Consider the following 21,154-nt stretch of genomic DNA (forward strand, 5'->3'; position numbering starts at 1 on the left):
GCAAGGGCTTTTGTAGCGTGGCAAGGGAGCCGGTAGCGTTAATCTATCGGCCTTTTCTTTGGGGTGGTGAGGCTTCATGCGTGTTATTTTCCGGCTGTCGCTGGCCTTTGCCGCGCTGCTTTTGAGCGGCTGCGAACAACCCCCGGCCCAGCCTCTGGACCAACAACTCTACATCTGGCAACGCCAATGGACGCCGGCCCACGCGTCGGCGTTGCAGCAAAGCCGTGGCGATTTCTCCAGCCTGCGGGTGCTGGCGCTGCAAGCCTTTCCCGGAGCGGGTTGGAGCCGTGCGCACATCGACCCGGCACTGCTCAAGGCTGACGGCCGTCCGTTGATCGCGGTGATTCGGCTGGACGGCCAGCTTAAAACCCTGGATCAGGACGATGTCATTGCGCAGGTCCAGCAGCTCCTCAGTGACTGGCAAGCCCAAGGCCTGTCCCCGGTGGGGGTGGAGATCGACCACGACGCCGGCAACGCACGGTTGCCGGCCTATGGAGAATTCCTCGGTCGATTGCGACACAGCTTGCCAGCCAGCTTGCGCTTGAGTATCACGGCGCTGCCAGCCTGGCTCGACAGTCCTGCACTTCCAGGCTTGCTGGAAGTGGTGGACAGCAGCGTGCTGCAGGTTCACGCGGTGAGCGATCCTCGCCAGGGACTGTTCGATCCGAACCAGGCCCGGCGCTGGGCTGAACGCTGGAGCGTGGTCACCCCGCACCCGTTTTACCTGGCGCTGCCGGCCTATGGCGTGGCGCTGCTGACCCAGGAAAGCGGCGTGCCGGTGGTGGAAAGCGAGGTGCCGATCGATCGCGGCGGTGAGCGGCGCGAGTTGCTGGCTGATCCGCAGCAAGTGGCCGGCCTCGCGGCAGACTTGCGCGCCGAGCCGCCAAAACACCTGGCCGGGCTGATCTGGTTTCGCCTGCCGCTGGCGGGCGACCGTCGGGCCTGGAGCCTGACCACCCTCGGGGCGGTTACCCGCGGTGATCGCCTGGACAGCCGCCTGGCCGTGCACCTGGAGGAGAAGGGCGGTGTGTACGACATTTATCTGGTTAACCCGGGCAATCTCGACAGCCCCTGGCCCCAGCGCCTGACGCTGGCCGTCGGTGGGTGTGACGGCGTCGATGCCTTGGCCGGTTACACGTTGCAACAAACTCCCGGACTGCTTACCTTCACCCGCATTCAGGAAGGCCGCTTGGCCGCCGGTACCCAACGCGCGATCGGCTGGGCACGCTGTACAAAAATTGATCAAGGAGCTTCCAATGTTTACCCGTAAGTGGCCTCGTCGCCTGCTGTGTCTGAGCCTCAGCTTGCCGCTGGGCCACGCGTTGGCGTGCGGGCCGGACTTCCCGATGCGCCTGCTGGATAACCGCGCCCAGTCACTGGCCGAATTGCCCGAAGGCAGCTTTCGTTTCGAGGTCAGCCGCCTCGGCCAGGCGATTGCCGGGCTCAAGCCGGCTACCGAGGCGACGCGCAACCCGGACTATAGCTACGACGGCGAGTCTGCTTACATTGAGCAGCGTAATCAGGCCGAGCGGATTGGCCTGACCCCACCGCAACAGGCGGTGGTGGAGCGCCTGCGGGCCCTGAGCGATGCCGAACAGATTGCCACCGAGGCGGCAAACCTGCCGGCCGAGCTGCGCTTGTACGCCCTTGGTGCGGCGGCCTTCAATGCCGGTGAACATCAGCGTGCCGCCGAAGCGTTCCAGCAATTGCTGGCGTTGCCGGCGGACCAGCGCCCGTTGCGCAGCACCTGGGCGGCGTATTCCCTGGGGCGCGCGTTATTTGCCATGAGCGCCGAGGCCGGCAGCGGCGAACCGGCGGCCTTGCAGAATCAGGCCCGGACAGCGTTCCGCCAGGCCCGGGAGATGAGCGCGGCCGGTTTCAGCGATCCGCTGGAGCTGGGTGTCGCCAGCCTTGGCGAAGAAGCCCGGGTGGCCTACACCGCTGACGACTGGGACAGTGCCATCGGACTCTATGCGAGCCAGTCCCTGCAAGGTTCTCCGGTCGGCTACAGCTCGTTGCTGCAACTGGCGGGCGATTTGTACGTCCAGCCGGATGAACACTTGGCTGAGTTGCTCAAGACCCGCGCGGTGCAGCGCTTGGCGGTTGCGTACCTGCTCAGCCGCGTCGGCTGGTGGGACGGTGAGGAACCTTCGGGTGAGAAGCGGCTGCTCAAGCTGCTGCAAGCCAACGCCCAGGACAACCTGGAGGATGCCGACCGTCTGGCGGCGGTGAGCTACCAGCACGCTGATTACGCCAGCGCCAAAGCCTTTGTGGATAAGGCCGCCGACACTGGGTTGGCGTGGTGGGTGCGGGCCAAACTGGCGCTGCGTGACGGGGACAAGGTGGCCGCAGCGGCGGCCTATGCGAAAGCGGCCCAGGCGTTTTCGAAGGACGAATCCTGGGGTAACCGCCGTACGCCGGATTGGGACTACGAATCGGTGCAGCCCAAGTGCCGGGTGGAGGGTGAAAGCGCGATCCTCGCCTTGCAACGAGGCGACTACCTGCAAGCCTTCGATCAGCTCTATCGCGGGCAAGGCAATTATTGGTATGACGCCGCCGCGGTCGCTGAGCGTGTGCTGACGGTGGACGAACTCAAGCAGTACGTCGATGCGCAAGTCCCCGCGCCACCGGCGTTGAGCCAACAGGATCGCGACAACTACGTACCATTGCCGGTGGCTGCGAGCCTGCGCAACCTGCTGGGGCGCCGTTTGCTCAGGGAAGGGCGCTACGACGAAGCACCGGCCTACTTTGACAACGCCGACCTGCAGAACAAGGCCAGGTTCTACGGGCAGTTGCTTCAGGACGCGGAATCCAAATGGTGGCCAACCCGGCAGGCCGAGGCCTATTTCAATGCCTCCTGGATGGCGCGTAAGTGGGGTATGGAGTTGCTCGGTTATGAGATGGCGCCGGATTACGCCAGCCTCGGCGGCACTTACAGCCTGGAGCCGGTTGAATTGAAGGTCGGTCCCCTGGTCGCCGAAGGTGAAGTACAACGCCAGCAGGCCAGCGCCGCGCAGCCGGACGTGCGCTACCACTATCGATTCGTCGCCACGGCGCTGGCAAGCCAGGCGGCCGACCATCTGCCCCATACCAGCCAGGCGTTTGCGGCGGTGCTGTGCAAAGCGGTCGGCTATAACTCAAGCCTTGAAGAGCAGAGCGCGTTGTACCAACGGTATGTGAAGGAAGGCCCCTACGTGACGTGGGCCGGAGATTTCGGTCATCAATGTCAGGAGCCGGATTTCCGTCAGGCGGACAAGCGCTACGTCACCCAGGCCCTGGACCCGATTCGCGCAACGCTGAGGCCTTACAAGGTTTGGCTGCAAGCCGGCGGTGTGGTGCTGGTGGTCGCGGTGGCATTGGGATGGATCAGCCGGCGCCGGCGTAACGCCCGCAAGTCCGAAGCCTGAGCCGAAATCCAATCCCCCTGTGGGAGCGAGCCTGCTCGCGAAGAACGATAACGCGGTATGCCTGTAAAACCGCAGTGTTCGCCTCGCGAGCCGGCTCGCTCCCACATGTGCCCCCCGACCTGTCTAGCCGTTCTCTCCCTGATTTCGGTCAGGACCCAAGTCAAGAAGCAACACCGCTTCTGGCATGAAGAATTCCAAACGGAAATTTCACAGCTATCGTTATAAGGTAACGCCATATAACGGAGCGGCGGTGGCCTCTGTCCACGGCCCCGGATTCTGTTCGCCACAAGCGTTGGGGTGGTATGCAAGTCGATCTTGATGTCGAGGCGGCGCAAGTCGCCGAATGGCCGCGCTTTCAGCAGGCGTTGTTTCAAGGGCAGCGGGTGAGGCGAATGGCCTTCGCGCTGGGCGGCGCGGCGGGTTTGGCACTCGTACTGGGGTTTTTCATCGGGCTGTTTTCACCGCTGTCGTTGTGGCCGGCCTTGCTGGTCAGCCAGGGAGCAGGCCTGCTGGTGCTGGTGGCGGGTCTGCAATCAGCCTGGTGGATCACCCAATGGCGCAGCAAGGCATTGCTGCCGGTCGCGGACCTCCTCATCTCGCAAAGCCAGCCTGCTGATAGCGTGGGATGGTATGAGCGCCTGCTCGAACGACTCGGTGCGCGCTGGATCGGCCTGTTAAGGCAAATCGGTGCGCCGACGTTATGGCTCGCCGGTTGGGCAACGGTGATCTTGCTGAGCCTTGAGCAAGCGTGGAACCTGTCGTTGCCCGCTGCCGCCCTGGGAGCGTCGGCCAGCGTGGGGGCGGTGCTGTCGTTGTTGTTGGCGTTCGGGCTCTTGGTGTTCGAGCGCCAGTTGGCCCAGCAACCTGCGATCGAGTGGCCGGAAGCGCAACCGCTGGCGCAACTGACGCGGGTGACAATCATCGTGCTGGTGCTCGGCGCGTTGTGCCTGCTGTTTGCAGGCGAAGCCTCTGTCTGGCCGGTGCGTCTGGCTGTGCTGATGGGCGTGTTGCCGGGAGGGGTGGCGGTGGAGCTGCTGCTGCGCGCCGTGCTGTCGCTGTTCAGCCCGCGCCGGGATACCTTGGAGCCGACGCTGCTGGGCCGCAGTGTCATTGCCGATCTGCTGCGCTGGCCGCCGCAACCGTTGCTGGCCTTGCAGCACGAATTGCACAACCGCTTCGGCATCGACCTGCGTCAGATCTGGGCATTCAGTTACATGCGCCGCGCCTTCCTGCCGGTGTTGGCGTTGGTCGCCTTGGTGGGCTGGTTGCTGACCGGCGTGCACGAGGTGCCGTTGCAGGGGCGCGGTATCTATGAGCGCTTCGGCAAACCCGTGGAAGTGTTCGGCCCGGGCCTGCACGCTGGATTGCCTTGGCCGTGGGGCAGGGTGCTCAATGTCGAGAATGGGGTGGTGCATGAACTGGCGACCAGCGGGGCCGACACCCGGGCACCCGTAGAAACCGAGCCGGCGGAGGGGCCGGCGCCAGCCATTGCCAATCGTCTCTGGGACGCCAGCCATGTAAACGACAAGTCCCAGGTCATTGCCAGCCGTCGTGCGGACCAGCAAAGCTTCCAGATCGTCAACATGGACGTGCGCTTCGTCTATCGCATTGGCCTGACGGATGCCGCGGCGTTGGCGGCGACCTACAACAGTGCCGATGTGCCGACGCTGATCCGCAGCACCGCCAGTCGCATCCTGGTGCATGAGTTTGCTACGCGCACGCTGGACGGTTTGCTGGGTGCGGATCGTGTCAGCCTGGCCGATGAGATCGGTCGTGCGGTACAGGCGGATTTGCAATCGCTCGACAGCGGCGTGGAAATCCTCGCGACGGTGGTGGAGGCGATTCACCCGCCGGCCGGTGCAGCCAATGCCTACCACGGCGTCCAAGCGGCGCAGATCGGTGCCCAGGCACTGATTTCACGGGAGCGCGGCGCGGCGGCGGAGCAAACCAACCAGGCGCAACTGCAGGCCAGCACCGCCCATGACCAGGCCGAAGCCAGCGCACGGGAGATCAATGCGACCGCCCAGGCTGCCGACCTGCGGTTCAACGCGGATCGCAACGCCTATGCATCGGCCGGCCACGCGTTCGTGCTGGAGCGCTACCTGGGCCAACTGAGCCAGGGCCTTGGCAATGCCAAGCTGTTGATTCTCGATCATCGCCTGGGCGGTAGCGGCAACGCGCCGACCATCGACCTGCGTACCTTCACGCTGCCGGCAGACCCTGCGTCGCCGCGTAACCCTGTCTCGCCAGGAGCTGCCCATTGAGCCAGTCCTCTTCACACGATCACCCTAACCATGCCGGTCACGATCACGGCCATGCCGGTCATCACCACGGGCATCATCACCACCATCACGGCGATCCACAGGAAGCCGGCCCATTTCCCTGGCGGCGGATGGGCTGGGCGGCGCTGCTGGTTGCGTTCGCCGTAGCGGCCGCCAGCCTGGTGCAGGTGCGCTCGGGGGAAGCCACGGTGATCACCCGTTTCGGCAACCCGGCGCGGGTGTTGCTGCAGCCTGGCCTGGGCTGGCGCTGGCCGGCACCGTTCGAGGCGGCGATCCCGGTGGACCTGCGACTGCGCACCACCTCCAGCGGTCTGCAGGATGTCGGCACGCGCGATGGCCTGCGGATCATCGTCCAGGCCTACGTGGCGTGGCAGGTGCAGGGCGACCCGGACAACGTGCAGCGGTTCATGCGGGCGGTGCAGAACCAGCCGGACGAAGCGGCGCGGCAGATCCGTACTTTTGTCGGCTCGGCACTGGAAACCACTGCGGCCAGTTTTGATCTGGCGAACCTGGTCAACACCGATGCGAGCCAGGTGCACATCGCCGATTTCGAAGCCCAACTGCGCCAGCAGATCGACCAGCAATTGCTCGCCACCTATGGCGTGCGCGTGTTGCAGGTCGGCGTCGAGCGCCTGACCTTGCCCTCGGTGACGCTAACCGCCACGGTGGACCGCATGCGGGCCGAGCGCGAAACCATTGCCACCGAACGCACGGCCGTCGGCAAGCGCGAAGCGGCGCAGATACGTTCTGCCGCCGAGCGCGATGCGCGGGTCATGCAAGCCGATGCCACGGTGAAAGCCGCCGATATCGAGGCGCAAGCCCGGGTAGAAGCCGCCCGGATTTATGGCAAAGCGTACGCCGGCTCGCCGCAGCTCTATAACCTGCTGCGGTCGCTGGACACGTTGGGCACCCTCGTCAGCCCGAGTACCAAGCTGATCCTGCGCACCGACGCTGCACCGTTTCGCGTCCTGGTCGACGGCCCGCCCGCTGTGGAACCCAAAGGTGGAACACAACCATGAGTGTGGTTCCACGTGGAACAAATGAGTTATCCAGCCCGTGGATTCAGGCGGGCCGCCTGGCTTTTCTTGGACTTTACGCAGTCACGGTATTGGCAGCGTTGGCCTGGGCTGTCTCCAATGTCCGGCAGATCGATCCGCAAAACCGCGCCGTGGTGCTGCACTTTGGCGCTTTGGATCGCATCCAGAATGCCGGCCTCCTGTTGGCATGGCCACGTCCCGTGGAACAAGTGATCCTGCTGCCGGCAGCGGATCGGGTGCTCGAACGGCGCGTTGAGAATCTGCTGCGCTCGGACGCAGCATTGCAAGCTGACCGGGTTGCCAGCTTCGCTACGCCGGTCAGCGATGCACTGGCCGGCTCTGGTTATTTATTGACCGGTGATGCAGGCGTGGTGCAACTCGACGTGCGGGTGTTTTACAAAGTGACCGAACCGTACGCCTTCGTACTTCAGGGCGAACACGTGTTGCCGGCGCTGGATCGGCTGGCGACCCGTAGCGCCTTGGCGCTGACGGCGGCGCGGGATCTGGACACGATTCTGGTCGCGCGCCCCGAATTGATCGGCAGCGACAGTCAGGCCGCCGAGCGCCGCGAACGCTTGCGTGGGGATCTGGTGCAAGGTATCAACCGGCGCCTGGCTGACTTGGCAGCGACAGGGCAGGGGCTGGGCATCGAAGTGGTACGGGTCGATGTTCAATCGAGCCTGCCGGGTCCGGCGGTCAGTGCCTTCAATGCGGTGCTGACCGCCAGCCAGCAGGCGGACAAAGCGGTGGCCAACGCCCGCACCGAAGCCGAAAAACTCACCCAGACGGCGCGCCAGGACGCTGACCGCGCCCTACTGGTTGCACACGCCCAGGCCAGCGAACGACTCGCCAGGGCATCGGCCGACACGGCGACGGTATTGGGGCTGGCGAAAACCCAGGGCACCGATCCGCAGATGCTGCTGCGCCTCTATCGCGAGCGAATGCCTGCGATTCTTCGCCAGGCCGGTTCAGTGACCACGGTCGATCCGAAAGACGATTCCCGCCTGATCATCCAGGGAGCCGAACAATGACTGCCCAAACCCCAGCCAAGCCGATGTTGTCTTCGGCCGAACAACGCACCGCCGCGCGGCAGCTGACCCTGGCGATGCTCGCGCTCGGCCTTCTGGCGTTGGGCCTGGTGTGGCGCGGTTGGCTGCCGGAGCAGATGGGTGTCAGCCAATTGCTACTGGGTTTTGCCTCGCTGCTGGTGGCGGTACCGGTGATGCGTTCGGCCTGGTACAGCCTGCGCTATCCAAGTCTGCACGGGATCACCGACCAGCTGATCGCTCTGGCGATGCTTGGCGCCTGGGCCACCGGCGATCTGCTGACGGCGGCGTTGCTGCCAATCATCATGATCTTCGGTCATGTACTGGAAGAGCGCAGCGTCATCGGCTCCCAGGAGGCGATCCATGCCCTGGGCCAACTGACCCGCAGCCAGGGCCGAAAAGTGCTGGCCGACGGTTCGATTGTTGACGTCGACAACGGTACGTTGCGACCCGGTGACATTGTGGAAGTACGCGCCGGTGATCGGGTGCCGGCGGATGGCCGCGTGCTGTCCGGCCAGGCCAGCCTCGATACCGCGCCCATCACCGGCGAATCAGTCCCACTGGAGGCCACGGTCGGTACCGAAGTCTTCGGTGGCGCGATCAATCTGGATGGCCTGCTGCGCCTCGAAGTGACCCGCACTGGCGACGAGTCAACCCTGGGCAAGGTCATCGCCCTGATGCAGAACGCCGAGCGCTCGAAGCCACCAATTACCCGCTTGCTGGAACGCTACGCTGGCAGCTACCTGGTGCTGGTGTTGTTGCTGGCGGCGGTGACCTGGTTCGTGACCAACGACGCCCAGGCAATGCTGGCGGTGCTGGTGGCCGCGTGCCCTTGCGCGTTGGTACTGTCGGCACCCGCGACCGCCATTGCCGGCATTGCCGTGGCGGCGCGTCATGGAATCCTGATTCGCAGTTCGGCTTTCCTGGAAGAGCTGGCCGACCTGACGTCGCTGGTGGTCGACAAGACCGGTACCCTGACCTATGGCGCCCTGCGTCTGCAATCCATCGAAAGTGCCCATGACGACCACGTAACCTGGGTACTGCCATTGGCTGCCAGCCTGGGTTCAGCCAGCAGCCATCCGGTCAGCCGCGCGTTGGCCGGTTTGGTGGAACCAGAAAACTGCCTGCCGCTGACGGAGATCCATGAGCGCCAGGGGCTCGGTGTGGTCGCGATGACTGGGCACGGCGAAGCGGCGCTTGGCCGGCCGGAGCTGTTCGCGCAGTTGGGTATTGTGACGTCAGTGATTCCTGACCACGATGGCCCGATCGCCGGATTGGCGTTGGATGGACAGTTTCTCGCCTGGCTGCTGCTGGCCGATAGCGTCAAGCCGGAAGCACGAGCGGCCATGGCTGAGTTGCGCGAGCTTGGGCTGGGTCGTCAGCTATTGCTGACGGGCGACCGGCAAAGCGTGGCCAACACCTTGGCGCAGGATGTCGGCATCCGCGACGTACAAGCCCAGGCCCTGCCGGAAGATAAGCTCAACCGCGTCATGGCCGAAATCGACCATGGCTTCCGCCCCATGGTGGTGGGGGACGGCATCAACGATTCCCTGGCGCTCAAGGCCGGCGTAGTGGGGGTGGCGATGGGGGCGGGTGGCGCGGACATCGCCCTGGCATCGTCGGACATCGTGTTGATCGGCAGTGATCTGCGCCGCCTTGGCACCTGCGTACGGCTCGGTCGCCAATGCCGGCGCACGCTGCAGGTCAATGTGATCATCGGCCTGGGCTGGACGCTGGCAATCGTTGCCTTTGCCGCGTTTGGGTGGCTTGGCGCGGCGGGAGCGATGGTCGCTGCGTTGTTGCACAACCTCAGCACCTTGCTGGTGTTAGGCAACGCCGGGCGCTTACTGCGGTTCCAGGAGCCGTTGCTGAAAATTCAGGAAGACTGACTTTAGCGAACTGTGAGGCGCCCTGGCAGTCTGCTATTGAAGAGGGCGCACCACCGCCGGCAGTACCCGTCTCAGGAATTGAGTTTGGGGCAGCGATAGAGAAAGGCTATAAATTCGATAGCCGGCTATTTTTCTACCATGGTCTACCCTCAGTTCAGATGTTCTGAAATCAGGGGGGATATCTTATGCTCGCGCAGCTTCCACCAGCCCTACAGAATCTTCATCTGCCGCTTCGGCTGCGGCTCTGGGACGGCCATGAATTCACGCTGGGCGCCGATCCCAGCGTGACGATCGTGGTCAAGGACCCACAAATGGTCGGGCAGTTAACCCATCCCAGCCTGGACGCGCTGGGAGCGGCGTTCGTCGAAGGCAAACTAGAACTCGAGGGTTCGATTCACGAGGTCATTCGCGTCTGCGATGAATGGAGCCAGGCGCTGGTGGAGGAAGACTCCGGTGACCAGCCGGTGCGTTTGGCCCACGACAAGGAGACCGACGCCAAGGCAATTTCCTATCACTACGACCTTTCCAACGCGTTCTATCAGCTGTGGCTCGACAGCGACATGGCCTATTCCTGCGCCTATTTCGAGACGGGCAGTGAAACCCTCGAACAGGCCCAGCAAGCCAAATTCCGCCATTTATGCCGCAAGCTGCGCCTGCAACCAGGCGACTACCTGCTGGATGTAGGCTGTGGATGGGGTGGCTTGGCGCGTTACGCAGCGCGGGAATTTGGCGCCAGGGTCTTCGGCATTACCTTGAGCCAGGCGCAGTTGGACCTGGCCCGGGAGCGGGTCAGGGCGGAGGGCTTGGAGGGTCAGGTGGAACTGCGGTTGCTGGACTACCGGGATCTGCCTCAGGACGGACGCTTCGATAAAGTGGTCAGCGTGGGCATGTTCGAGCACGTCGGCCACGCCAATCTCGAGCAATACTGCAAGACCCTGTTTGGCGCGGTGCGCGAGGGCGGGCTGGTGATGAACCACGGTATCACCGCCAAGCACACCGACGGTCGTCCGGTGGGTCGCGGTGCCGGTGAGTTCATCGAGAAGTACGTATTTCCCAACGGTGAGCTGCCGCACTTGTCGATGATCGCCGCGCATATCAGTGAAGCGGGGCTGGAAATCGTCGACGTCGAAAGCCTGCGCCTGCACTACGCACGCACCCTCGATCACTGGAGCGAGCGGCTGGAGGACAACCTGGCGACGGCGGCGAAGGAAGTACCGGAGCAGGCATTGCGGATCTGGCGCCTGTACCTGGCCGGCTGCGCCTACGCATTCGCCAAGGGCTGGATCAACCTGCACCAGATCCTGGCGGTAAAAGCCCACGCCGACGGTGGCCACGATTTGCCTTGGACCCGTGACGATCTCTATACCCCTTAAAGGATCGGGGAAATAAGCCGGGCGATCCGCATGCCGACCTTCTGAACGCGGTGAGTCTCCCGGCTTTCCTGTTTGTCGATTTCCTGGGCTTGGGCGAAGTCTTGTTCAAGCATCTGCTCGACCTCGGTGGCGAACGGAATGTCGACGGTCAGCAGCATCACTTCGAAATTCAGCCGGAACGAACGGTTGTCCAGGTTCGCACTGCCAATGGCGCTGATCTCCCGGTCGATCAACACCACTTTCTGATGAAGGAAGCCCGGTTCGTAACGGAACACCCTTACCCCGGCGCGCACCGCTTCGAACGCGTACAGGCTGGACGCGGCGTAGACCACCTTGTGATCCGGCCGTGACGGCAGCAGGATGCGCACGTCCACTCCACGCAACACGGCCAGGCGTAACGCCGCGAACACCGCTTCGTCAGGAATGAAGTAGGGCGTGGTGATCCATACTCGCTCGCTGGCCGCGTGGATGGCCTCGACGAAAAACAGCGAACAGGTTTCATAGGCGTCGGCCGGACCGCTGGCAAGCAGTTGGCAAAGCACGCCGCCGTCCGGGTAAGTGTCGGGCAGGATCAGCGGCGGCAATGAGCGGGCGGCCCAGAACCAGTCCTCGGCAAACGACTCTTGCATGCTCGCCACCACCGGGCCGCGGACTTCGACATGGGTGTCGCGCCATGGCGCCAGCGGCGGCATTTCGCCCATGTACTCGTCGCCGACGTTGTGCCCGCCGACGAACCCGAGCACGCCGTCCACCGCCACAATCTTGCGATGGTTGCGAAAGTTGACCTGGAAACGGTTGAGCCAGCCACTGCGGGTGGCGAACGCTTTTACGTGGACTCCACCGTCGCGCAACGCCTGGACATATTGGTGGGGCAGGGAGTGGCTGCCAATGCGGTCGTAGAGCAAATACACCGCCACGCCTTCGGCGGCCTTCTTCAAGAGCAGCGCGTGCAAGCGTTGGCCGAGGCGATCGTCATGGATGATGAAAAACTGAATCAGCACGGCCTCGCGCGCGCTATCGATGGCGTGGAAAATCGCCTCGAACGTGGCATGGCCATTAACGAGCAAACGCACTTGGTTATTTGCCAGGCACGGCGCGCGGCCTAGTTTGGGCATGGCCCGCAACGAGGCATAGGCCTGTGAAGCGCGGGCAGCGAGGGCTTCTTCGACCCACGGCCGCCAGTTCAGCTCGGAGATCGCCTTGCGCATCTCCTCATTGGCTTGGCGACGCGCCTTGATGTAGCCATCGAAGGTGCTGCGCCCAAAAACCAGATAGGGAATCAATGTCAGGTAAGGGATGAACACCAGCGACAGGGCCCAGGCGATCGAGCCTTGGGCGGTTCGCACCGTCAGCACCGCATGGACAGCGGCGATGGAGCCGAGGGTGTGCAGCAGCGCGATCAGGTAACCGAAAATATGCGGGCCGAAAAAATCCATGGGGGCAGCCTTGCTCCTGAGTTTCATTGCCTAACAGACCATGTTCCAGGGCGAATGTCGCTATTTAATTCACCGCTGTGGGCCTGAACCGAAACCCGTGGGTGGCGTCTAACGGCCACTTGTCCTCTGGAGTATTTTGCAATGAAAGTTCGTCTGCTGGGTTTGGCCTTGGCAATGGGTTTGTCGATTCCTCTGGCGGCTCAGGCGCAGATGCTTCAGCCGGGGCTGTGGGAGTTGACCACCAGCAACATGAAAGTCGATAACCAGAATCTGCCGGACCTGCAATTGCTCCTCGGCCAGGTGCAAAGCCAGATGACGCCGGAGCAACGGGCAATGCTGGAAAAGCAGGGCATCACCATGGGGGGTAAAGGCATTCGTGTCTGCCTGACACCCGCGCAGGTGCAAACCAACGATATTCCGTTGCAAGACCCGCAATCGGGTTGCAAGCAGCAGATCACCGATCGTACCGGTAATCAGTGGAAGTTCCGCTTCAGTTGCCCGAAGGCCCAGGGTAATGGTGTCGCGACGTTCCAGAGCGATCGGGAATTCACCACCAAGGTGAACGGCACGTTCAATGCCACCGGTATCCAGCAGAACGGCAGCCTCGACACCCGTGCTGTCTGGTTGGGACAGGATTGCGGGACGGTCAAGCCAAGGGCCTGACCTTCTTCACGGCGGCCGCCGTGGTGAGGGGCTTGCTGGCGCTGAATTGCGCGGCAGCCCGTCAGCCCGATCACGGCTTACTTAAAGCGTCAAACAGTGTGTTGAGGTTGTATTCAAACAGGCCAGTGAACGTGCTGGCCGGTCCGCTGGCGGCGAGTGCATCGGAGTACAACGTACCGCCGATGTGCGCGCCGCTCTCGTCAGCGATCTGCTTGAGCAGGCGCGCATCCTTGATGTTTTCCATAAACACCGCTTTGACTTTCGCCTGACGGATCTGGGTAATCAGCGCCGCGACTTCGGCCGCCGAAGGTTCACGCTCGGTAGAGAGACCCTGGGGTGCCATGAAGTCGATGCCGTAGGCCTGGCCCAGGTAACCGAAGGCATCGTGGGATGTCACGATCTTGCGATTGCCCGCTGGCAATGCGCCGAGCTTGGCCTTGGCTTCGGCGAGCAACGCATAGATCTTCTTCAGGTAGGCCTGGCTGTTGCGTTCGTAGTCAGCTTTGTTGGCCGGGTCCGCGGCTTCCAGCGCCTTGGTGATATTACTGACATACAACTCGGCATTCGCCAGGTTGTGCCAGGCATGTGGGTCAGGGACGGTCTCACCGTCCTCATCCAATGAGCGTGGAATCACGCCGTGACTGGCACTGATCACCGGCGCGGTGGTTTCGGTGCTGGTGACCAGGCGATCCAGCCACGGCTCGAAACCCAAACCATTCTTGATGATCAGTTTCGCCCGGAGCAGCGCCTTGGCATCGTCCGGCGTGGGTTCGTAGGTGTGCGCATCGGCGTCCGGCCCGACCATGTTGGTGACCTGGACGTGGTCACCGCCGACTTGTTGAGTCATGTCGGCGAGGATACTGAAGCTGGTCACCACCTGGAGTTTCTCGGTGGCGGATAAAGACATGGACAGCATCAGGCTGAACAGCACGAGTAGAACGCGCATCAGGAAACACCTCATTGGGATGTGAGCAAAGGCGGACGGCGCAGCAGGCCGTGCACCGGACCGAATACCACAGAGAGCAAATACAACATGCCCGCCACCAGCACGATGGACGGACCGCTGGGCAGTGAGAAATAGAACGACAACAGCAGGCCAAGCCACACCGAGAGGCAGCCGAGCGAGGCGGCGACCATCATCAGCATCGGCAGGCGGCGGCTCCAGAAGCGCGAGGCGGCCGCCGGCAGCATCATCAGGCCGACCACCATCAATGCGCCGATGGCCTGGAATCCGATCACCAGGTTCAACACCACCAGCGTCAGGAACACGCCATGGGCCAGCGGGCCGAGACGGCTGACGGTTTGCAGGAACAGCGGATCCAGGGTGTCGAGCAATAACGGCCGATAGATCAGCGCCATCGCGATAAGGCTGATCCCGGAAACCCAGAGCATGCCGGTCAGGGTCGGGCCATCTACCGCCAGCGCGGAGCCGAACAGCAGGTGGAGCAGGTCCAGACGCTTGCCGGCGATGCCTAGAATCAACACGCCTGCCGCCAGGGAAATCGGATAAATCGCTGCAAGGCTGGCGTCTTCCCGCAGCCCAGTACGACGGGTGATCCAGGCGGCGAGGCCCGCCATGCTCAATCCCGCGCCCAGGCCACCGATCGTCAGCGCGGGCAAGCTCAGTCCAGCCAACCAGAAACCCAAGGCAGCGCCGGGCAGGATGCCGTGGGCCACGGCGTCACCGATCAGGCTCATGCGGCGAAGGATCAGGAACACGCCCAACGGCGCCGTGCTACACGCCAGCACCAAGCCGCCGAGCAATGCCCGGCGCATGAAGACGAACTCCTGGAACGGTTGCCAGAGATGGGCGGCGGCGAGCATCAGGCCACCCACGCGCAAGGTTGTTGGGCAATCAGCTCGACACTCCGACCCAGCACGCAGCCGGCGCTTTTGATCAGCAGCGTCTGCGGAATATGTTGGCGAACGGCCGCCAGGTCATGACACACCACCACCACGGTTCTACCTTCGGCATGCCAGTCATGGATGTGTTTCCACAGCAACAACTGGCCCTGTTCATCGAGGGCCGCATGGGGCTCGTCTAACAAGAGCAAGGGTGCTTCGGCCAAGCTCAAACGGGCGAGCAGGGCGCGTTGCAATTCGCCGCCGGACAATGCCATGAGTGGACGCTGCTCAAGGCCAGTCAGCGCCCAGTCCTCCAAGGCATCGTGCAACAGTCGCTTGCGCAGGAGCGGCGTATGCCGATTCCCCCAGGCCCCAGCCGCCACCAACTCTTGCAGACTAATGGGGAATTGCCGGTCCAGATGCTGCTGCTGCGGCAGGAACGAGACGCCGCCATGTCGTGGAACATCCAGCAGGACTTCTCCAGACAGCGGTTTTTGCAGTCCGGCGATCACCTTCAGCAAACTGCTTTTTCCCGAGCCATTGGCTCCGATGATGGCCGTCAGGCTGCCCGTCGGTCGCTCCATATCCAGCGGTGGAGTGAGGGACTGGCCGGGAGCGCCCCAACATAAGTTCTGGCAACGAATCATGAGGCCTCCCTGGTCCAGCGGCTCAGGGCTACAGCATCGTGGGCATGCAGGCTTTCGGCGTGAACGACGCGAACCTGTCCGGCAACGATCCCGGGTGATCGGCTCAAGGCAGCGCTCAATCGTCGAGCGGCGTCTTCGCAGAACATCAGGTTCTGGCCATTGGCGAGTGCGAAGGCCTGTTCATCGGCGCGTTTGACTGCGGTTTGCACGGCGGTACCGAGCGCTGCCTCGGCTTCGTCGATGAACGATTGCAACGGCAAGTCGCTGCAGTCAGCGTGCAACCGCAGTATCAAGGTGGCTGTGCTGCGTTGGCTATGCGGGGTGGCAACGATGCCATTCGACGAACCTAGCCAGGCGAGGATCTCGGTGTGTTCAATTTTTTTGTTGGCGAAGTCGTCCACGAATTGCTGTTGGATCAACTGCCGGGCGAGGGCTGCTGAACAAGGGCAAGTCGAGGAGTAAGGGATCTGAATATTCAGTTCCACGTGGAACATCGAGTTTTTCAAATGGGCCTCAACGCTCAGCGGATAACGCTTCCAGCCGGCCAAAGGGCTGACCAGTGCCGGTCGTTTGAGCAGCAAGTGGGTTCGTATGCTGAGGGACGCGGCTCGCGACAGGCCTTCGTGGCTATCAAGAAATTGCTGCAGGAGCTTGCGCAACATCGCCGGAGACAGCGGCACTTCTTCGAGTATTTCCAATGCCAGATACAAACGCGACATGTGTATGCCCCGGGCTTCGCCGTCGTCGAGGCTGACACCTGCATCAATCATTGCGCTTAACCGCTGCCCGTCTATCAACACCGGCGTCGCGATGCCGCACATTCCCACCCAATCGAGGGGCAGGCGTTCGTGTGGAACCTGCGCAGCAATGTCTGGCAGCGTTAACGCATTCATGTTGGGGCTCCGTCATGGAAACAGAAGTAGATGTTATATTGTTGCATAATATTTTTATAGAACGTGTTCATGAACGGAGTTTCACTTGGCTTTCATAGGTTCCACGTGAAACATCAGCGCATGGAGTTCTGGCAACCGTTGAGACGGCCGCAGACAAATGATCCAGTGCTGCCACCCGAGCTGGCGAATCGGTTGATCGTGGTCCAGCCCACCCGTTGGCTGTATCCAACCCAGCTCTCTCCATCGGATGCCACCCCTGTAAAGAACGTGAGCTGTCCATAGCGACTGCTCGTCTGCACCCAGAAACGCCGACTCGCCGCTTCAAAGCCCCTCAGATAAACAGTACCTCCAGCGGTCATGACGCTGTACGCATTGCTTTGCCGATCCACGCAAGCCAGCAGATTGGCGCTTCGCGTGCACTCCGCCCTGAGCGGGCTTTGCGCTGAGGCGCTCAGCGTCCATAGCAGCAACGCACTCAAAGAGATGAGTCTCAGGTAATTGCGCATTGATCGGTCTCTAAAACACCAGAGGGCTGGCTTGTGAGTATTGTTATACCATAACATAAAAATGCACCTGACATTACCGAGCCGCAACGCAGCCGTAACGCCCTTCCGATGAGGATGTACCCGATGCCCAATCGCCTTCCCGTAACCGTGCTCTCCGGATTTCTCGGTGCCGGTAAAAGCACCTTGCTCAACTATGTCCTGCGTAACCGCGACGACCTGCGGGTCGCCGTGATCGTCAACGACATGAGCGAGATCAACATCGACGGCAGCGAGGTCCAGCGAGATGTGACCCTGAACCGCGCCGAAGAAAAGCTCGTGGAGATGAGCAACGGCTGCATTTGCTGCACGCTGCGGGAAGACTTGCTGGAGGAGGTCGGCAAGCTCGCCAGGGAAGGGCGCTTCGATTATCTGTTGATCGAATCCACCGGCATTTCCGAACCGTTGCCGGTGGCAGAAACGTTCACCTTTCGTGATGAGCAGGGCCGAAGCCTGGCCGATGTTGCGCGACTCGATACCATGGTGACGGTGGTCGATGGAGTGAATTTCCTGCTGGATTATCAAGCCGCAGAAAGCCTCGCGTCGCGAGGCGAAACCTTGGGTGAGGATGATGAGCGCTCAATCACCGACCTGCTGATTGAGCAGATCGAGTTTGCCGACGTGATCCTGATCAGCAAAATTGACTTGATCAGTCGTCATGAACGGGAGGAGTTGGTCGCGATTCTGCAACGGCTCAATGCTCGGGCACAGGTCATTCCGATGACGATGGGACAAGTGCCCCTGGGAAGGATCCTCGACACCGGCCTCTTCGATTTTGATCGCGCCGCCCAATCGCCCGGCTGGCTCCGGGAACTGCGTGGCGAGCATGTGCCGGAAACCGAGGAGTACGGCATCGCCTCGACAGCTTACCGGGCGCGCCGACCGTTTCATCCCCAGCGGTTCTACAACTTTATCGACCGTCCATGGACCCAGGGCAAACTCCTGCGCTCGAAGGGTTTCTTCTGGCTGGCCAGCAAACCTGAGGACGCGGGCAGTTGGTCCCAGGCTGGCGGCTTGATGCGCCATGGTTTCGCCGGGCGCTGGTGGCGGTTTGTACCAAAAGACCAATGGCCGCAGGACCAGGAAAGCACCGTGGCCATCATGAACAACTGGCTTGCAGTCACGGGCGATTGCCGTCAGGAACTGGTGTTCATTGGCCAGGGAATCGATTTCGCCCGACTCAGCGCCGAGCTGGACGCGTGCCTGCTCACTGACGCAGAAATGGCACTCGGCGTTGCAGCGTGGCGCCTGTTGCCGGACCCGTTCGGTCCGTGGCACGACGAGGTCGCGGCGTGATGTTGGCTCAGGGCTTGAGCCAGGTGCCTTGGCTCTGCCCTTCGCAAAAGGGTTTGAGATAAGCGGCGTCGGTGGCCACGCCGTAATAGTGAATATCCTGGTGATAAGGCATATTGGCGACCTGGGCGTTGCTACAGATACCGAAAGCGCCGCCAGGGCAGTGATCGACGTATTGCACGTCGACTTTCTGGCCGGCAAGGCTTGGCTGGCAGAAGCCGTCAGCGAACAGCTTCTGCGGAATATTCCGGTTCTCCTGGCACACTTTCACATCCAGCCGTTCCGCCTGGCTGTGGACCACGCAAGCCTGGGCCAGTGCCTGGCTTGAGGTCAGTGCCAGCAGTAACCAGCCGATCATCCGCATCTTCACCTCTATCGAAACCGCCGATTATGTTGCAGCACATACCTACCCACGTCATCGCCGGCCCCTTGGGCGCCGGCAAGACCAGCCTGATCAAGCATCTACTGGCCCAGCGTCCGGCCAACGAACGCTGGGCGGTGCTGATCAACGAGTTCGGCCAGATCGGCCTGGATGCCGCGTTGCTGACCCAGGCCGCCGATGGTATCGCACTGGGCGAGGTGGCCGGGGGCTGTTTGTGTTGCGTCAATGGCGTGCCGTTTCAGATCGGTCTCGGTCGGTTGCTGCGCAAGGCCCGGCCGGACCGATTGTTCATCGAGCCCTCTGGCCTTGGCCATCCAGTGCAATTAATGCGGCAGTTGAACGAGGCGCCATGGCACGGCGTGCTGGCGGTACAACCCTGCGTGCTGGTACTGGATGGCCAAGCGATGGCGGACGGCAAGCCATTGCCCGATGCCCAGCGGCAAACCCTGGCCGAGGCAGGCCTGCTGGTGCTCAACAAGTCCGAGACCCTGACGCAGACCGATCGTGAACGTATTGTCGAGCAGTTGCCTGGACGGACGCTGTACTGGACGCAACAGGCTGCGCTGCCGCTTGATCGATTGCCGGGGCTTGCCGCTCAGGGGCGCGTAGCGGCGGATAATTTGAAACTGCCGAACAGCGTGGGCGAGATGCCGGCCATCTGGAGCGATCCAGCCCTGCCGATCTGCCTTTACCAGCAGCAGGAGGGGAGCTGGAGCATCGGATGGCGCTGGCATCCCAGCCAACGGTTCGATACAGCTGCGCTGGCTCTTTGGTTGCAAGATCGCCCCTGGAAACGGGCGAAGCTGGTTATCCACGGTGTCGACGGTTGGCGTTCGGCCAATGCGCTGGAAGGGGCGGCACTGAGCTGGCAGGCGAGCGAGTGGCGGCAGGATTCAAGGCTCGAACTGATTTTCGATGAGCCGCAAGACGTGGCTGCCCTGCAAGCGGCCCTGACAAATTGCCGGCGGCTCTGAATCAATCCGGTTTCAAGGCTTCCACTTGTTATGTTCCTGGCGCCATTGGCTCAATTCGATGACTTCAGCCCGGGGCCTGGTCTGGACGGATTCAATCGGCGCCGGTGGCACTTCTTCAAACGGCATCGGGTAGGGCGCCAGTTCGATGTGGGCGCTGTGGGCCCCGAATTGGGTAATCGTGCCCGAATGGCGGGTTTCACCGGTGACGGTGAACTCGAAATTATAGATGCGCGCCAAGCGCCGTCGGCCGTTGGCATCTTTCACAAAACCGATTCTTTTCAGCGCTACGTTGCCGTCCAACAGCTCGATCTTGAGATGGGCGCAATGCTGCATGACCCTCGCCAGCGCCCGTTCGCGCAAGCCATGGTTGTGCCACAGCCAGGCGCCGCCGGTAGCCAGCAGCATCAGCACGAAAATATTTCCAAGGGTCAGCATGAACGAAGTGCTCCAACAAGTTGCTGTCAGCTTAACTGTCTCGCCGGTCTGTCGTACAGGCTGCGTTTAGTCGCATACTGCGCGGCTTGAATTTCAATCGTTTTACGGAAACCTCCCGCATGAAACGTACACCTCATCTGCTTGCCATCCAGTCTCATGTGGTATTCGGTCACGCCGGTAACAGCGCTGCCGTCTTTCCGATGCAGCGGGTCGGGGTAAATGTCTGGCCGCTCAATACCGTGCAGTTTTCCAATCACACCCAGTACGGCCAATGGGCTGGGGAGGTGCTGGCGCCTCAGCAGATTCCGGCCCTGGTAGAGGGTATTGCGGCCATCGGCGAGTTGGGTCAATGCGACGCGGTGCTGTCCGGGTATCTGGGCAGCGCTGCCCAGGGGCGGGCGATACTGACGGGTGTGGCGCGGATCAAGGCCGCCAATCCGAAGGCGCTGTACCTGTGCGACCCGGTTATGGGGCATCCGGAAAAGGGCTGCATCGTGGCGCCCGAGGTGAGCGAATTCCTGCTGGAAGAAGCCGCTGCCGTAGCGGACCTCATGTGCCCGAACCAACTGGAGCTGGACAGTTTCGCGGGACGCAAGGCGCAGTCGCTGCTGGACTGTCTGGCCATGGCCCGGGCGCTACTGGTTCGCGGACCGAAGGCGGTGCTGGTCAAACACCTGGCTTATCCCGGCAAGCCCGACGACAGTTTCGAAATGCTGCTGGTGACCGCCGATGGCAGCTGGCACCTGCGTCGCCCGCTGTTGGCATTCCCGCGCCAGCCGGTGGGCATGGGTGACCTGACGTCAGGGCTGTTCCTGGCGCGGATCCTGTTGGGCGACAGCCTGGTGGCGGCCTTCGAATTCACCGCCGCCGCGGTGCATGAAGTGCTGCTGGAAACCCAGGCGTGCGCCAGCTACGAACTTGAGCTGGTGCGTGCCCAGGATCGGATCGCCCACCCGCGGGTGCGGTTCGAGGCGGTACCGATCAGTTTTTGATCGACCGATGAAACTGAT

General features: G+C 62.4%; 19 protein-coding genes. 11 read left to right on the forward strand and 8 right to left on the reverse strand.

Translation table 11 applies throughout. From position 1 onward, the window contains the following. The first annotated feature begins 76 nt into the window (after nt 1-76). From J7E36_RS05450 to cfaB, 7 genes are all read left to right on the forward strand, one after another. Nucleotides 77-1,270 carry a DUF3142 domain-containing protein gene (locus J7E36_RS05450; RefSeq protein ID WP_215000624.1) on the forward strand — a complete coding sequence of 398 codons (1,194 nt, stop codon included), beginning with the start codon at nt 77-79 and terminating at the stop codon, nt 1,268-1,270. After that, the gene (locus tag J7E36_RS05455) at nt 1,257-3,407 is read left to right on the forward strand and encodes a hypothetical protein (protein ID WP_215000625.1); all 2,151 of its coding nucleotides are present in this window, start codon (nt 1,257-1,259) and stop codon (nt 3,405-3,407) included. The genes J7E36_RS05450 and J7E36_RS05455 overlap by 14 nt, the downstream gene beginning before the upstream one ends. 302 nt (nt 3,408-3,709) lie before the next feature. Beyond that, nucleotides 3,710-5,671 (forward strand): protease modulator HflK, encoded by a 1,962-nt coding sequence (gene hflK, locus J7E36_RS05460; RefSeq protein ID WP_215000627.1) that lies wholly within the window; start codon nt 3,710-3,712, stop codon nt 5,669-5,671. Beyond that, on the forward strand, nt 5,668-6,708 hold the full coding sequence (hflC, locus tag J7E36_RS05465; protein ID WP_215000630.1) for a protease modulator HflC: 1,041 nt from the start codon (nt 5,668-5,670) through the stop codon (nt 6,706-6,708). The genes hflK (J7E36_RS05460) and hflC overlap by 4 nt, the downstream gene beginning before the upstream one ends. Continuing rightward, a complete protein-coding gene (hflK, locus tag J7E36_RS05470; protein WP_215000632.1) occupies nt 6,705-7,757 on the forward strand; it encodes a protease modulator HflK in 1,053 nt (350 codons plus the stop codon). The genes hflC and hflK (J7E36_RS05470) overlap by 4 nt, the downstream gene beginning before the upstream one ends. Continuing rightward, nucleotides 7,754-9,661 (forward strand): cation-translocating P-type ATPase, encoded by a 1,908-nt coding sequence (locus J7E36_RS05475; RefSeq protein ID WP_215000634.1) that lies wholly within the window; start codon nt 7,754-7,756, stop codon nt 9,659-9,661. The genes hflK (J7E36_RS05470) and J7E36_RS05475 overlap by 4 nt, the downstream gene beginning before the upstream one ends. A gap of 185 nt (nt 9,662-9,846) precedes the next feature. After that, a complete protein-coding gene (cfaB, locus tag J7E36_RS05480; protein ID WP_215000636.1) occupies nt 9,847-11,034 on the forward strand; it encodes a C17 cyclopropane fatty acid synthase CfaB in 1,188 nt (395 codons plus the stop codon). On the opposite strand, the gene cls is transcribed toward cfaB, so the two are convergent. After that, a complete protein-coding gene (gene cls, locus J7E36_RS05485; RefSeq protein WP_215000638.1) occupies nt 11,031-12,470 on the reverse strand; it encodes a cardiolipin synthase in 1,440 nt (479 codons plus the stop codon). The genes cfaB and cls overlap by 4 nt on opposite strands. Nucleotides 12,471-12,611: 141 nt before the next feature. Here cls and J7E36_RS05490 point away from each other — a divergent pair, with 141 nt between their 5' ends. Then, nucleotides 12,612-13,133, forward strand: a complete 522-nt coding sequence (locus J7E36_RS05490) for a DUF3617 domain-containing protein (RefSeq protein WP_215000640.1) — start codon at nt 12,612-12,614, stop codon at nt 13,131-13,133. 70 nt (nt 13,134-13,203) lie between these two features. On the opposite strand, the gene J7E36_RS05495 is transcribed toward J7E36_RS05490, so the two are convergent. The 5 genes from J7E36_RS05495 to J7E36_RS25200 all read right to left on the reverse strand — a co-directional run bounded on the left by J7E36_RS05495 (nt 13,204) and on the right by J7E36_RS25200 (nt 17,024). Then, nucleotides 13,204-14,079 (reverse strand): metal ABC transporter substrate-binding protein, encoded by an 876-nt coding sequence (locus J7E36_RS05495; protein ID WP_215000642.1) that lies wholly within the window; start codon nt 14,077-14,079, stop codon nt 13,204-13,206. Nucleotides 14,080-14,090: 11 nt separating this feature from the next. Continuing rightward, nucleotides 14,091-14,957, reverse strand: coding sequence for a metal ABC transporter permease (locus J7E36_RS05500; protein ID WP_215000644.1), 867 nt, complete (start codon nt 14,955-14,957; stop codon nt 14,091-14,093). Continuing rightward, nucleotides 14,957-15,625 (reverse strand): metal ABC transporter ATP-binding protein, encoded by a 669-nt coding sequence (locus J7E36_RS05505; protein ID WP_215000646.1) that lies wholly within the window; start codon nt 15,623-15,625, stop codon nt 14,957-14,959. The genes J7E36_RS05500 and J7E36_RS05505 overlap by 1 nt, the downstream gene beginning before the upstream one ends. After that, complete coding sequence (gene folE2, locus J7E36_RS05510) at nt 15,622-16,518, reverse strand: GTP cyclohydrolase FolE2 (RefSeq protein WP_215000648.1); 897 nt, start codon at nt 16,516-16,518, stop codon at nt 15,622-15,624. Before folE2 ends, J7E36_RS05505 begins: the two co-directional genes overlap by 4 nt. Nucleotides 16,519-16,631: 113 nt before the next feature. Beyond that, entirely contained in the window at nt 16,632-17,024 is a 393-nt protein-coding gene (locus J7E36_RS25200; protein ID WP_231286352.1) for a glutamine synthetase, read from the reverse strand. Nucleotides 17,025-17,147: 123 nt separating this feature from the next. Between J7E36_RS25200 and zigA the strand changes: the two genes are divergently transcribed. Further along, nucleotides 17,148-18,356 (forward strand): zinc metallochaperone GTPase ZigA, encoded by a 1,209-nt coding sequence (gene zigA / locus J7E36_RS05515; protein WP_215000650.1) that lies wholly within the window; start codon nt 17,148-17,150, stop codon nt 18,354-18,356. Nucleotides 18,357-18,363: 7 nt separating this feature from the next. Here zigA and J7E36_RS05520 read toward each other — a convergent pair whose 3' ends face one another. After that, nucleotides 18,364-18,717, reverse strand: a complete 354-nt coding sequence (locus tag J7E36_RS05520) for an NADH:ubiquinone oxidoreductase (RefSeq protein WP_215000652.1) — start codon at nt 18,715-18,717, stop codon at nt 18,364-18,366. 26 nt (nt 18,718-18,743) lie between these two features. Between J7E36_RS05520 and J7E36_RS05525 the strand changes: the two genes are divergently transcribed. Further along, nucleotides 18,744-19,709, forward strand: a complete 966-nt coding sequence (locus J7E36_RS05525) for a CobW family GTP-binding protein (RefSeq protein WP_215000654.1) — start codon at nt 18,744-18,746, stop codon at nt 19,707-19,709. A gap of 12 nt (nt 19,710-19,721) precedes the next feature. On the opposite strand, the gene J7E36_RS05530 is transcribed toward J7E36_RS05525, so the two are convergent. Next, on the reverse strand, nt 19,722-20,144 hold the full coding sequence (locus tag J7E36_RS05530) for a DUF3301 domain-containing protein (protein WP_215000656.1): 423 nt from the start codon (nt 20,142-20,144) through the stop codon (nt 19,722-19,724). A gap of 119 nt (nt 20,145-20,263) precedes the next feature. Between J7E36_RS05530 and pdxY the strand changes: the two genes are divergently transcribed. Continuing rightward, nucleotides 20,264-21,136, forward strand: coding sequence for a pyridoxal kinase PdxY (pdxY, locus tag J7E36_RS05535; protein WP_215000657.1), 873 nt, complete (start codon nt 20,264-20,266; stop codon nt 21,134-21,136). Nucleotides 21,137-21,154 lie beyond the last annotated feature (18 nt).

The sequence above is a fragment of the Pseudomonas fluorescens genome, from assembly GCF_018614775.1.
GTDB lineage: Bacteria > Pseudomonadota > Gammaproteobacteria > Pseudomonadales > Pseudomonadaceae > Aquipseudomonas > Aquipseudomonas fluorescens_BY.

Coding starts and splice junctions, on each gene's coding strand:
- J7E36_RS05475 (WP_215000634.1), top strand. CDS start 7,754: ATGACTGCCCAAACCCCAGCCAAGCCGATGTTGTCTTCGGCCGAACAA.
- J7E36_RS05450 (WP_215000624.1), top strand. CDS start 77: ATGCGTGTTATTTTCCGGCTGTCGCTGGCCTTTGCCGCGCTGCTTTTG.
- J7E36_RS05455 (WP_215000625.1), top strand. CDS start 1,257: ATGTTTACCCGTAAGTGGCCTCGTCGCCTGCTGTGTCTGAGCCTCAGC.
- hflK (WP_215000632.1), top strand. CDS start 6,705: ATGAGTGTGGTTCCACGTGGAACAAATGAGTTATCCAGCCCGTGGATT.
- J7E36_RS05490 (WP_215000640.1), top strand. CDS start 12,612: ATGAAAGTTCGTCTGCTGGGTTTGGCCTTGGCAATGGGTTTGTCGATT.
- J7E36_RS05505 (WP_215000646.1), bottom strand. CDS start 15,625: ATGATTCGTTGCCAGAACTTATGTTGGGGCGCTCCCGGCCAGTCCCTC.
- J7E36_RS05520 (WP_215000652.1), bottom strand. CDS start 18,717: ATGCGGATGATCGGCTGGTTACTGCTGGCACTGACCTCAAGCCAGGCA.
- pdxY (WP_215000657.1), top strand. CDS start 20,264: ATGAAACGTACACCTCATCTGCTTGCCATCCAGTCTCATGTGGTATTC.
- J7E36_RS05530 (WP_215000656.1), bottom strand. CDS start 20,144: ATGCTGACCCTTGGAAATATTTTCGTGCTGATGCTGCTGGCTACCGGC.
- cls (WP_215000638.1), bottom strand. CDS start 12,470: ATGGATTTTTTCGGCCCGCATATTTTCGGTTACCTGATCGCGCTGCTG.
- J7E36_RS25200 (WP_231286352.1), bottom strand. CDS start 17,024: ATGCGCAATTACCTGAGACTCATCTCTTTGAGTGCGTTGCTGCTATGG.
- J7E36_RS05495 (WP_215000642.1), bottom strand. CDS start 14,079: ATGCGCGTTCTACTCGTGCTGTTCAGCCTGATGCTGTCCATGTCTTTA.
- J7E36_RS05500 (WP_215000644.1), bottom strand. CDS start 14,957: ATGCTCGCCGCCGCCCATCTCTGGCAACCGTTCCAGGAGTTCGTCTTC.
- hflK (WP_215000627.1), top strand. CDS start 3,710: ATGCAAGTCGATCTTGATGTCGAGGCGGCGCAAGTCGCCGAATGGCCG.
- cfaB (WP_215000636.1), top strand. CDS start 9,847: ATGCTCGCGCAGCTTCCACCAGCCCTACAGAATCTTCATCTGCCGCTT.
- J7E36_RS05525 (WP_215000654.1), top strand. CDS start 18,744: ATGTTGCAGCACATACCTACCCACGTCATCGCCGGCCCCTTGGGCGCC.
- zigA (WP_215000650.1), top strand. CDS start 17,148: ATGCCCAATCGCCTTCCCGTAACCGTGCTCTCCGGATTTCTCGGTGCC.
- folE2 (WP_215000648.1), bottom strand. CDS start 16,518: ATGAATGCGTTAACGCTGCCAGACATTGCTGCGCAGGTTCCACACGAA.